This window comes from Cloacibacillus sp. (assembly GCF_020860125.1).
Taxonomy (GTDB): Bacteria; Synergistota; Synergistia; order Synergistales; family Synergistaceae; genus Cloacibacillus.
Genome location: NZ_JAJBUX010000068.1, coordinates 20,538 through 33,191, shown reverse-complemented (window position 1 = coordinate 33,191; position 12,654 = coordinate 20,538). Strand labels below are relative to the sequence as shown.

10 protein-coding genes are annotated in these 12,654 nt (G+C 56.3%); 6 read left to right on the top strand and 4 right to left on the bottom strand.

Annotated elements, in window-relative coordinates; translation table 11 throughout:
• Positions 1–26 precede the first annotated feature (26 nt).
• From LIO98_RS08355 to LIO98_RS08345, 3 genes are all read left to right on the top strand, one after another.
• Positions 27–1,151 (top strand): aminotransferase, encoded by a 1,125-nt coding sequence (locus tag LIO98_RS08355; RefSeq protein WP_291955435.1) that lies wholly within the window; start codon positions 27–29, stop codon positions 1,149–1,151.
• A 446-nt stretch (positions 1,152–1,597) separates the two neighbouring features.
• Positions 1,598–2,743, top strand: coding sequence for an ABC transporter ATP-binding protein (locus LIO98_RS08350; RefSeq protein ID WP_291955432.1), 1,146 nt, complete (start codon positions 1,598–1,600; stop codon positions 2,741–2,743).
• Positions 2,736–4,322 (top strand): glycine betaine ABC transporter substrate-binding protein, encoded by a 1,587-nt coding sequence (locus tag LIO98_RS08345; RefSeq protein WP_291955429.1) that lies wholly within the window; start codon positions 2,736–2,738, stop codon positions 4,320–4,322. Before LIO98_RS08350 ends, LIO98_RS08345 begins: the two co-directional genes overlap by 8 nt.
• 73 nt (positions 4,323–4,395) lie before the next feature.
• Here the strand turns inward: LIO98_RS08345 and LIO98_RS08340 are convergent, their stop codons facing one another.
• The 4 genes from LIO98_RS08340 to LIO98_RS08325 all read right to left on the bottom strand — a co-directional run bounded on the left by LIO98_RS08340 (position 4,396) and on the right by LIO98_RS08325 (position 9,038).
• Positions 4,396–5,484 carry an amidohydrolase family protein gene (locus LIO98_RS08340; RefSeq protein ID WP_291955426.1) on the bottom strand — a complete coding sequence of 363 codons (1,089 nt, stop codon included), beginning with the start codon at positions 5,482–5,484 and terminating at the stop codon, positions 4,396–4,398.
• A 189-nt stretch (positions 5,485–5,673) separates the two neighbouring features.
• Entirely contained in the window at positions 5,674–7,182 is a 1,509-nt protein-coding gene (locus LIO98_RS08335) for a sodium/proline symporter (protein ID WP_291955421.1), read from the bottom strand.
• A gap of 216 nt (positions 7,183–7,398) precedes the next feature.
• A complete protein-coding gene (locus LIO98_RS08330; RefSeq protein WP_291955418.1) occupies positions 7,399–7,740 on the bottom strand; it encodes a DUF3870 domain-containing protein in 342 nt (113 codons plus the stop codon).
• 476 nt (positions 7,741–8,216) lie between these two features.
• Positions 8,217–9,038: a tetratricopeptide repeat protein gene (locus LIO98_RS08325; protein ID WP_291955415.1), complete on the bottom strand. Its 822-nt coding sequence runs from the start codon at positions 9,036–9,038 to the stop codon at positions 8,217–8,219.
• A gap of 353 nt (positions 9,039–9,391) precedes the next feature.
• On the opposite strand from LIO98_RS08325, the gene LIO98_RS08320 reads away from it, so the two are divergent.
• From LIO98_RS08320 to LIO98_RS08310, 3 genes are all read left to right on the top strand, one after another.
• Positions 9,392–9,760: a DUF3870 domain-containing protein gene (locus tag LIO98_RS08320; RefSeq protein WP_291955411.1), complete on the top strand. Its 369-nt coding sequence runs from the start codon at positions 9,392–9,394 to the stop codon at positions 9,758–9,760.
• 243 nt (positions 9,761–10,003) lie between these two features.
• Positions 10,004–11,401 (top strand): TIGR00366 family protein, encoded by a 1,398-nt coding sequence (locus LIO98_RS08315; protein WP_291955408.1) that lies wholly within the window; start codon positions 10,004–10,006, stop codon positions 11,399–11,401.
• A 14-nt stretch (positions 11,402–11,415) separates the two neighbouring features.
• Positions 11,416–12,594, top strand: a complete 1,179-nt coding sequence (locus tag LIO98_RS08310) for a M20 family metallopeptidase (RefSeq protein WP_291955405.1) — start codon at positions 11,416–11,418, stop codon at positions 12,592–12,594.
• The last annotated feature ends 60 nt before the right edge of the window (positions 12,595–12,654 follow it).

Here is a 12,654-nt window from a genome sequence, read left to right as displayed (position 1 = left end):
ATTTATCAGGAAACGGAGAGAAAAACATGAAGATAGCCACATTCAAAGTCGAAGAATGGATGAATCTCAACGAGACGAAGGCAAAGTACAACATCGCGGAGACCTGCGTCGACTCCGTGACGCTGGACGAGCTCTTCCGCCTCGCTGAACATGACAGGCGGGAGTTTTTCGAGACCATCGCGCAGCGGCGCATGACCTACGGCGCGATATTCGGCGCGGATGAACTGAATACGGCGATCTCCGGCCTCTACCGCTCCGTTGGAACGGAGGAGATCATCACCACGCACGGCGCGGCGGGGGCGAACCACCTGGCGCTCTATTCGCTCGTCGAGCCCGGCGACGCGGTGGTTTCCGTGATGCCGACTTACCAGCAGCTTTATTCGATCCCCGAGTCATACGGCGCTAAGGTGCGCATCCTGAAGCTGAAAAAGGAGGAGAACTTCCTGCCAAATCTTGACAGGCTGCGCACGCTCGTCAACGAAAAGACAAAAATCATCTGCATAAACAACCCCAACAACCCAACGGGCGCGCTGATACCGGAGGAGACGCTGCGCGGAATCGTCGAGATCGCCCGCGGCGTGGACGCCTATGTTCTATGCGACGAGGTCTACAGGTTTCTTACTCAGGAGGACGGATATCCGGAATCCGTCGCCGACCTCTACGAGAAGGGGATCGCGGTCGGCAGCATGTCTAAGGTATTCTCCCTCGCGGGGCTGCGTCTCGGCTGGATCGCGACACGCAGCAAAGAGGCGATGCGCGAGATACTGCTGCACCGCGATTATGACACGATAAGCTGCGGCATGATTGACGAGGCGCTCGCGGCGATCGCGCTGGAGGCTAAGGAGGCGATCATCGGGCGCAACCGCGGGATCGTAAAGGAAAATTTGGCGGTCCTTGACGCATGGGTCGCAAAAGAACCGCGATTTTCCTATGTAAAGCCGCAGTGCGGCACCACAGCACTGTTATACTGCGACGTCGATATGCCCTCGGAAGAGTTTTGTTTGAAGCTGCTCGCGGAGACGGGAGCCTTTCTAACACCCGGCTCATGCTTCGACGAGGAACACTGCTTCCGCATCGGCTACGCCTGTAATAAAAGAGAGCTCGAAGATGGGCTCGCGAAGCTCAGCGAGTTTGTAAAAGGACTGGCATAAAGGCCCTCTTCACCTCCGTTTAGCAGGAGTGCGGGATGGGCCCGTCGTTTTTAGCGCCATTTGGCCGCCGTTCGGAGAGGAACGATCTCCGCGTGGCGGCCATTATTTTTACCGAAAAACCCCGCAGCTTTTTAACATGTGATGGACAAATATAAAAGTCTATAAAAGTCAGTTATATTTATCTCTTTTTATGCCTCTATACTAGCTGTTTCCCTCCCCTCACCGCCGGTTCAGCCTCTCTCGCAGCGCCGCGGAGGCATTTACCCCTCCCGTGTAACCGACAACGCCGTATGCGTAGCCCGCGGCGGCGGTTATTTTTATCACACAATTCTCACGCGCCTCCCGCCTATTTCACATCGCGTTCACATGATTTCCGTTAAACTCTGCATCGCAAAAAGGGATATGGGGTGTCCGCCCCATAAAACCACTGCGAAGGGAGACAAAAAATGATCGAGTTCAAGGGCATATACAAATCCTATAAAAACAAGCCCGTTCTGATGAACGTCAATTTGACCATCAGGGACAATGAATTTTTCGTCCTGATCGGCTCCAGCGGCTGCGGCAAGACTACGCTTCTGAAGATGATAAACAAGCTTAACAGTATCGACAGCGGTGACATTCTCATAGATTCCACCTCTGTAAGCGAGATGCCGGTCTCGGAGCTGCCCAAGAGGATCGGCTACATCGTGCAGGAGGGGGGACTCTTTCCTCACATGACCGTCGGGGAAAATATCGCGCTGACGATGAGGATGGCGGGATTCACGGAAGAGCGCGTCGCCGCAAGGACGGATGAAATGCTGGAGATGGTGGCGCTGGAGCCCGGCAGTTACCGCGGGCTTTATCCCTCCCAGCTTTCCGGAGGACAGCGCCAGCGGGTCGGCGTGGCGCGCGCCTTCGCGCCGGACCCGCCGATCATCCTGATGGACGAGCCGTTTTCCGCGCTGGACCCCGTAACGCGCGGCGAGCTGCAGGACGAGGTCTTTAAACTGCAGAAGCAGACGCGCAAGACGGTGGTATTTGTGACCCACGATATGGACGAGGCGATCAAGCTCGCCGACCGGATCTGCGTCATCCAGGCGGGGCACGTCGTCCAGTGCGACAATCCCGAAGATATCCTGAAACACCCGGTCAACCGCTACGTGGAGGAGTTCATCGGCAAGAACAAACTATGGAGCAACCCCGAGTTCGTCAAGGCGGAGGACATCATGCTGAAACGGCCGGTGCAGGCGACGGAGGACCGCAGCGTGGTACAGGCGATCTATATTATGAGCCACTACAACGTCGACAGCCTCCTCGTCACCGACAACGGCAGGCTGAGGGGCATCGTCTGGCTCGCGGACCTGCGGAATGTGAAGAATGAGAACGACAGGATAAGCGACTATATATCGGACGATTACATCTCAGTCTTCACCGATACTTCGCTGAAAAAGATCATTTCCACCATCGACTACAACATATCCGGAGTCATTCCCGTGACCGATCACGACTCACGGCTGCGGGGGTTTCTCACGAAGGGAAGGCTGCTCTCCGTGCTGAGCAGGCAGTTCAGCCCCGAGGGTTCCGCCGAAGAGAGGAGTGGCGTAATTGACTGATTTCCTGGCACTGCTGGCGGCGAAGCACAGCGAACTGCTGCGGCTTTTCATCGACCATATGAATATGACGACCATGGCGGTATTCATCTCGCTGTCGATCGGAATACCTGTCGGCATCGTCATCACACACAGCAGGCTCGCGACGCGTATCGTCATCGGCCTCGCCAATATAATGCAGTCGATTCCCTGCATCGCGCTGCTGGCCTTCTCCGTTCCCTTTGTGGGGATCGGAGCGAAGCCGGCAATCATGATGGTCATCATCTACGCGCTGCTTCCCATCATAAAGAATACCTACACGGGCATCATGAGCATCGACCCGAAGACGATAGAGGTGGCGCGCGGCATGGGGCTGACGAAGTGGCAGCGCATGTTCCGTATTGAACTGCCGCTCGCGGCGCCCTTCATTATGGCCGGTATCCGCATCTCCGCCGTCGCGGCGGTGGGCACGATGACGATCGCCGCCTTCGCGGGCGCGGGCAGGCTGGGATGGTTCATAAATCTCGGGCTCAACTCACAGAACGTCGGCCTCGTGCTGCTCGGCGCTATCCCGGCCTCGCTGATGGCGCTCGGCATAGACCTTCTGCTTGGGCAGCTGGAACGCGCGGTGACGCCCGAGGGGCTGCTGCCCCCCGAGCAGATACAGAATATCCCCGCGAAAAAGCGCCGCCGCAGGCAGATCGCCGTCTTTGCGCTCTGCGGCCTGCTGGTGCTGCTTCCCGCCGCCTCCGCCCTCTCGGGATATCTGAGCGAACGCGGCGAGAGAAAGGTCACCGTGGGCTCCGGCGACTTCACGGAGGCGATGATACTCGGCTATATGTACAGCGAGCTCATCAAAGCCAACAGCGACATCAAGGTAGATGAGCGTTTTAACCTCGGCGGCGCGGTAGTCTGCTTTAACGCGCTCAAAAAGGGCGACGTTGACATGTTTGTCGAATATACCGGCAGCATCCTGCCCAACTACTTCCACCTAGATTTCGCGAGCACCGACCCGCAGGCCGTCTATGAAAAATCAAAAGAGCTGCTGATGAAGGAACACGGCATCGCCGTCTCAAAGCCGCTCGGCTTCAACAACACCTATGTGATGGGAGTGCGCCCCGAGACGGCGAAGCGCTACGGCATACGCACCCTATCCGAGATGATGGGCGTCGCCGATAAACTGCGGCTCGGCTGCACGGTCGGCTTCGTCCAGCGCGGAGACTGCCTGCCGCTCATGAAAAAACGCTTTAAAAAGGACTTTAAGTCCGTTACGGGACTGCAGGAAAGTATCCGTTATCGTGGGCTCGCGGCGCAAGAGGTGGATGTGATCGACGCCTTTTCGACCGACGCCCAGCTGACCAAGCAAAAGGTGACGCTGATGGAGGACGACATCAACTTCTTCCCGCCCTACTACGCGGTGAACCTCGTCCGGCAGGATACATTTGAAAAATACCCCGAATTGGAAGGGCTGCTGTCAAAAATGGACGGGCTGCTTAACGAGGATACGATGCGCGCGCTCAACGCCAAGGTGGACATCGGCGGCCAGGACGCAAGAACTGTGGCACGTGAGTTCCTTCGGGAAAAGGGACTCATCGCAAAATAAAGGCCGGGGACACCGGCGGTAAAAGAGAGAAGGCAGGCGGCGTACCGTCTGCCTTCTCTCTTTTTAATAGGTATCAGGAGCATACGCCGACGGGATTCTTCATTACCTTTCCCGACCTTATCACCCACGCCGGAACCAGCTCCCGCGGCGCGGCCGTCAGAGGGTCCCGCTCAAAGGCGATCAGGTCGGCCTCCTTGCCGATATCCAGCGTTCCGATCTCCTCCTCAATACCGCAGAGAGACGCGCCTCCCAGCGTGGCGGCCAGCAGCGCCGCGCGCCTCTCCATGCCCGCCCTTTCTAAAAAGGCTATCTCCTCCGCAATACATCCATGGTTCGTGTCGTTGCCCACGGCGAGGTTGATGCCGAGCTCGACGGCGCGCCGCACCACGGACAGGTAGTTGGCGTAGGCGGCGCCCGCCTTTTCGCGCATAAAGGCGGAATTTCCCGCGCAGTCGCGTATCGCCCGCTGGATGCCGCTTGTGACGACGAGCCAGGTGCCGCACTCCCTCATCATCAGCAGTTGTTCTTCCGTGAGGAAACACCCATGTTCCACAGCGTCAACGCCCGCCTCGATCGCCCATGTCGCCGCATCGCCACCGTGGGTCTGTACGCCGATATTCCTTCCGGCGGCGCGCGCCTCATAGACAGCGGCCTCTATCTCTTCGCGGCTGCTGCCGGGAACTGCTTTTTCGGCGGAGAATGCCGCACCCGCACCGGACACAAATATCCTTATAAAGTCGATACCTGCCTTCAGCTGTTTGCGGACCGTTTTACGGACCTCGGTATGGCCGCCGGCCTCCCTTCCCATAAACCACAGGCGGCCGCAGCTTTGGAGAAACCCCGGCCCCGCGACCAGAAGTCTCGGCCCGGGAATGATCCCCTCCTCAATCCCGCGCCGTACAAAGAGGTCGACATATCCACGCTCGCCCACATCACGCAGCGTCGTCACCCCGGAAAGCAGCGCGAAACGCGCGTGCCTCACCGCAAGAAGTACCTGATATGCAAGCGCCTCCATCATCGGAGCCGCCTCGCCCCCCACACGAAGGCAGAGATGGTTGTGGGCGTCGACAAAGCCGGGAATCACGTAAAAACGGGAAAGGTCTATCTCTTCTTCCGCAATCCGTCCGCCGTTTTCAGAGATTCTTCCTATTTTTCCATTCATCAGCCATAAATCTACATTTTGCCTTCTTTTCCCGGAGACAAGATCTATTATTTCACCGCATCTAATCTTTGATGTCATCATTATCATCGCCTCCAAGCAGATAATAGAGCACCGAAACTCCCGTAATTATCACCGGAACTATCACAACGATCAGCCACGCGCAGAAGTCCATGAAAAAACACCTCATTCCTATTGTGCGGATTGAAATCCACGCTCTATTTCGCTGAGCTGCTCAACACGGTAGTCCCTTGATATGATTTGAAGTTCCCGCGCTATTTCCTCCTGCGGCAGAGGTTTGGTAATTAAACTTATAACAGTGCCAAGTACGAGCGCCGCAAAGAAACCGAAACAACTCTCATGTATGCTCGAAATTTTTGCCATTCCGCCAACTTTCCACGCAACACTTGCGGAAAATCCCGTCAGCATCGCGGCGATCAAGCCCGCTTCTGTCAGCCGTTTCCAGTAGAGCGAGAGAAGCAGCGCGGGACCAAAGGTCGCGGCGAGGCCTCCGGAGGCAAAGAGCATGGCGGACATGACAGAACGTCCTCCTGAGTTCAGCGCAAGAATCGTACCCAACAGCGCGATTAACAGCACCGATAATCTAGAAACCCTTAACAGGTGTTCCTTCGATGCGTTTCTGTTTATGCAGGTATGGTAAAAATCCTCACTAAGCGTCGATGCGGCGCAGAGCAGACAGGAATCAACGGTGGACATGATCAGAGCCATCAGCCCGGCAAGCATCACGCCGGAAAACCACGGGTTCAGCACACTTGTGAGTATCCTGCCGAAGATCGTCTCCGGGTCATTGATGTCCGGAAAATATATACGTCCAACGAGACCGATAAGGTAACCTGTCCAGTAATTTATGAGGAAGCCAAACATCCCGATCATCGCCATCTTGCGCGTTGATTTTGAATCTTTGACGGCAAAATAACGTATCGTGTCATGCGGGCGGCCGATACACTGGAAGCCGGTCGTGAAATAGGAGAGGACCAAAGGCAGTGTGACCCATCTGACGGAGACAAGTTTGGGGTCAAGGGCCGCTAGTTTCGGCGTTACATTAGACCATCCGCCGATATCATAGATCATGTAGGAACACAGGGCGACAGAACTCACAAGAATAACTATGCCCTGGACCATATCAGTCCAGCAAACGGCCAGAAATCCGCCAATCAGGCAATAGAGGGCGACCACTGACGCCGTTATTAATGTTGCCTGGAAATTAGTAATACCGAAAAGAGGAACCATTGATTTTGACGCCGCCATATACTGTGTGGCGACCGAGACCGATATAAATACGACAACAGCCATAGAGGCGACACCGCGGATCATATTCCCTCCGGAGCGTACCCGCCTGACGAAATATTCCGGATAGGTTATCGCGCCGAGTACCCCGGAATAATTTCTCAGGCGTTTACCAACCAACAAAAACGCCGTAAGCATAAAAAAAAGATTGCCGGCGTGCATAAACCACGACGCCGGGCCCACCGCATAACAGAGCCCCGCCATACCGGTGAATATCCAGCCGCTGGAACCGGAAAAGATAAGGCTGATACCGGCTACCCACGGCCCCAAATTCCGTCCGCCAAGGTGAAAGCCCTCCATTGTCTTGGTAAAGCGGAACGTATAAACACTAACGGCGATCAGAACCAACAGATAAAGAACGAACGGGACCATCAAAGGTAATTTCTCATACATCAAGCAACTCTCCTTTAGTTTTTGTCATTTATTGTTTTTTTACGGTGAAAATCAAAAATTAAACAACAAAAACCACCTCCCATCCGCAACGACAAAAGGGCAAGACCCCAACATTTCTGTTGGCCCCTTGCCCTTGCAAATGAGAGAGGGTTGCTCTCCCTAAAAGGCAAATCAGCAGATTTGTACCAAAATTATCTAAGTTTATTTCATGCTACACTATTGTGCTAAATAATTCAAGTAGCTTTTCTCCGCTTCTATTATCGCGGCGATGATCGTCTTCTTACCTTTGCAGAAATATCTCGCCTCAAATTCTTTTATGCCCGCCCCGACACCTCCATCCCTAATGTTTTTGCCTACAAATGCAGAACTGAGGAAACGGGAACTCAGATCACTGAGAAACGTGGAAGAGACTTTCACGATCTCGCCGCTCTCAGGGTCAACCACAAAACCGATGCCAAAGTATTTAAATATCTCATGACCCGCCGTCCCCTGAGGAAACTGGGAATAACCGCCAAATAGAAGTGTCTTTTTGTCCATTTCCATTTCTATTCCCTCCATTCTTTATACAGACGAAAATAGTGAAATATGCCTCTATTGAAAAAATTCTAATACTTTTTTAAATCGCAACAAGTGATTCTTACCTAAAATAAGGGTATTTTTCAATTAACCTTTAATGATGTAATTATAAGAATGCACATTCCGTGCCATCTGCGGAAGACAGAAAAATGGCTGTAGAACCTTGAACAAAGATAAAAGTACCTTTGAGATTAAGTACGGCTCGTATATTGGGAATTTGGGGCAATTAGGCTTAGAGATGATTTCGCGTACCTGTTGGAGGAGCGAACCAACGATATGATAACACTGGACTGTAAAAAATATTACACGCAATGGACTGAAAAGAATAAGAGCGTCCGCAGCAAGGATCTAATTCCGTACGTCAGCCGCTATACAGGTAATTACAAAGAATAAAAGAGCGCGGGAAGAGCGGCACACCGCCGTATATATCAAGCCGTTCTTCCCGCACACGGTCCACGCTATCGATAATAGTCCCTCACCGGCCAGCAATCCTCCATCAGGACTCTCGCACCGGCGGCGTTATCAGCGCCGTCGGTGAAGCCGGTGACTTTACCCTGTACCGCCAGGGAATCGCCCTCTTCGCAGCCGGCAAGCCGCGCCGCCTCCTGCGGGGCGAATCGGCATTCCGCCTCGCGGACCGCGGGATTTTCGTACAGGTTGAGAATGACGGCCACGCCGCCGGGATCTCTCCTCACCGAGGCGACAAGACCGCTGAGCCTCAGGCTCCTGCCGACGTACCGGACGTCGGGACGGACCTCTTCTTTGGTACAGGCCTTCACGGAGAGATGGCTTCCCCAGAAGTAGTCGGGAAGATGTTCAAGGTTATAGATCCTGTCGTCGAGCCCCTCCTCGCCGAGAGAGCGCGCCTTTTCATAATATTCCCGCGCGCGGCGATAATCCTGACCAAGCCAATAGCCCCTCTCGTAGGACTGCGCGATGATGCAGGCCGCCCTGCGGCTGCCGGCGGCAATAGCCCGGTCAAAATGGGCGAGTCCCGCCTCCGCGTCACGCGCCACACCGCAGCCGCCGTTGAAATATATTCGGCCAAGCACGATATGAGCCGCGGGCGCATCCATCGCGGCGGCCCTTCTGAGAAGCGCCAGCCCCTTTTCAGGGTCACGCTCCGCTTCGCGCCGCGACCTTTCGGTAAAACCGCCGTCAAGATAGTAGCTGCCCAACAGCGCCATCGCGTGGGGACAATTTTTCGCCGTTCCCCTCTCCAGCCAAAACAGCGCCTCCTTTATCTTCTCCCGGTCGTCCCGCCCGTGCATGACTGCCATCTGCAAAAGCTCCTTAGCCCACCCGTATTCGGGCGACTCTTCCGGCGCTCTAAAACCGGCGTCCGCGGAAATTCTCCGTTCCCCAGGCGCGGCGGCGGCCCAAGCGGCCGGTGCGCAGAGAAAAACAGCGGCGGACAATGCGGCAAAAGCAATAAAGCGGTAAATTTTTCTCCTCAGCTCAAACCCTCCCAAAGCAAGGATATCTAAACCCTCTAACCAATTATAGACCGAGACCGCTCCTAAACACACAGCGCGGGGGATTTTACGGGCTCTCATTTCCCAGTTCTCAATATATAATAAGACCGCTTATGCACCGAATATGAGACCGCCGCGCATGAAAGGGGAGGTTTGTTTTGATCGAAAAGCTCTGCATAATAGGAAACGCGCGGACACAGCAGAAGAATCCTATCACCGCGCGCTTTTCACACTTCTTCATCGTATTTATCGTCGAGGCGGCCAGCGGAAAGATCGTCGACCTCGATGTGACGGTTATGCTGCCGGCGACCAGCAATTTTATCAAGGAGCTATTTATCGGACGCTCTCTCGCGGAGGTCGACAGGGAGCTTCTGGAGCTCATACGCGGCTCCTATCTCGCCTCTTCGCAGAAGGCCATTCAGATGGCTTACATGGAGGCGGTGAAGAAATACCGCAGCTGGCTCAGCACCCATAGGCCCACGGGGCGGGATGAGATAAAAGTGGCGGTTGACGAGGATGGGAAATAATATATAATCATGCACACGGGAGGCTCGCGTAAAGCGGCTTCCCGCAGATAAAACCGAATAAGACTGCCTTGCCAGTTGACCTGCGCGCTCAGCACGGGGATATAATCTGCGAGATCCAGCCAAATTAACACCGGAAGGTGTTTAGTTTGTGCTGGATTTTTTGTTTTTAGAGATTTGTCCGGCCGGAGGCTGCGCCGCGCATAGACCGGCAGGGAGGCGCAAAAAGGAGTTATGAACCAAGATATGAGACCATCGACCGCAAAATTCAAGATGCCGCACACCTACGTACTGCTCTTTTATATCGTCGCGGCGGCCTGCCTGCTGACCTGGATCATTCCGGCGGGGGAGTTCCAGTACCAGTCCGTCGACGTGAACGGCACGATGAGAAAGATCGTCGTCCCAGGCTCTTTCCGCTATCTCACCGATTCGAGCCCCGTCGGCGTCATCGGCTTTTTCAGCTCCTTCCAGCGCGGGATAATCGAGGTGGCGGACCTTGTGGCGCTCATCTTCATCGTCAACGCCGCTTTCGCCGTCGTCATAAAGACGGGCTCTTTTGAAAAGATGCTGGGAACGCTGCTGCGGCGTCTCGAAGGACGCGAAAATATCGTCGTCGTCATCTTTTATCTCTTTTTCGCGCTCGGAGCCAGCCTCTTCGGCATGTGGAACGATTTTAACGGCATGATACCGATCATGGTCGGCGTGGGAGTGGCTATGGGATATGACGCGATGTTCGGCTTCGCGGTGGTGATGCTCGGCATCGGAGTGGGTTTCGCCGCCGCGCTGACAAACCCCTATACCATCGTAGTGGCGCAGTCGATCGCCGGTATCCCCCTCTATTCGGGCTTCGGCGTGCGCGCCGCGATATTTGTCGTCTTTTCGGCGATCGCCCTCTGGTGGATATTCCGCTACGGCAGACAGATAAAGAGAGACCCGTCGCTTTCGCTCGTCCCGCGCGGCGAGGCGCTCTTCTCCTACGACAGCGGCGAGCTCAAAAAATTGACGATGGGAGGACGAGAGTCCGCCTCGCTCGCGGTGATCTTCGCCAGCCTCGCCCTCATCTTTTACGGCTGCCTCTACAGGGGCTGGGGCAACACTCAGCTGACGGCGGTCTTCCTCCTGATGGGGATCGCGGTCGCCGTCATCTTCGGCTGGAGCGCCGACAAGATAGCGGAGGAGCTGCTCGCGGGGGCCCGCGCCATCGTCTTCGGCGCGCTGATCGTCGGCGTGGCGCGCGCGATTCTCGTCGTCATGCGCGAGGGGCAAATAATAGACACGATAATCAATTTCATGGCGAATATGATCGAGGGGACGCCGCCGATCATCGCGGCGGAGGGCATGCTCTTCATCCAGACCTTCATCAACTTCGCCATCCCCTCCGGCAGCGGCCAGGCGGCGACGATCATCCCGATAATGGCGCCGCTCGGCGACGTCGCCGGTCTCTCGCGCGAGGTGACGGTGCTCGCCTTCCAGCTCGGAGACGGCTTCTCAAACCTGCTCTGGCCGACCTGCGGCATCGCCACCGGGTGCGGTATCGCGGGCATCTCGCTCGCGAAGTGGTGGAAGTTTTTCCTCAAACTCTTCGGTATCATGTGGCTCGTGATGATGCTCTTCGTCGCCGCCGCGGTGATAATGAAATTTTAAAGGAGGTTTGGCTTATGGATATCGATAAAAGAATTGACGGGATGCTGCCGATGCTGACGGCCTTCCGGCGCGAACTGCACGAATATCCCGACCTTTCGGGAGAGGAACAGCCCATCTGCGCGCGCCTCGCGGAGATACTCGGACGGCACGGCATCGAATATAAACTGATGCTGGACGGTACGGCGGCCGTGGCGTCAGTCGGCACGGCCGGTAGTGGCAAGACGGTCGCGCTGCGCGCCGACACCGACGCGCTGCCGCTCACGGAGGAGACGGGGCTGCCCTTCGCCTCCAAAAAGAGGGGCGTGATGCACGCCTGCGGGCATGACATCCATACCGCCGCCGCGCTCGGCGCGGCGATCCTGCTCAAAGAGATGGAGCCGGAGCTGACGGGTATGGTAAAGATATTCTTCCAGCCCGCCGAGGAGGGCACGGGAGGGGCGGAGCGCATGATCGCGGCTGGCTGCCTCGACGTGCCCCACGTCAGCCATGTGCTCGGCCTTCACGTCAACCCCGCCATCGCCGCCGGCAGGGCGGCCTTCAAATTCGGCAAGATGCACGCCGCCTCCGACGAATTCACGCTCATCCTCCACGGACGCGGCTGCCACGGCGCGCACCCCGAGGAGGGCTGCGACGCGGTGGCGATGGCCGGGCAGTTCATCACGGCGATTCAGAACATCGCCAGCCGCGGCATTTCGCCGCTGGACTCCGCGGTGGTGACGGTGGGAAAGATAGAGGGCGGTACAAAGGGCAACATCATCGCCGGCCGTGTCGAGATGACGGGCATCATGCGTTCGCTCAGCGAGGAGACACGTCTCCTGCTGCGCCGCCGTCTGAAAGAGACCGCGGATGGCGTCGCAGACCTCTTCGGCGGCCGGGCGGAGCTGATCCTGCGCCCCAGCTACGGCGCGCTGATAAACGACGATACGGTGACGGAGACCGTGGCCGCGGCGGCGCGCGCGGCGATCGGCGCGGAAAATGTCATTATTAAAACGGAGCCGACCATGGGTACGGAAGATTTCGCATACTTCGCCGCGGCACGCCCCTCCTGCTTTTACGAGCTGGGCTGCGGCTTTTCGGATAGAGAGACAAACTTTCCCCTGCACAGCGCGAGGTTTGAGGCGGATGAACGCTGCATAAGGACCGGCGTCAAGCTTCAGATCCGGGGGGCGCTCGCGTTGTTGACCAACAACTGATTCCGGCGGCCTGACACGCGGAACAGAGAGATAAAGAGACTTCTGCGAATGAGCGGAGAA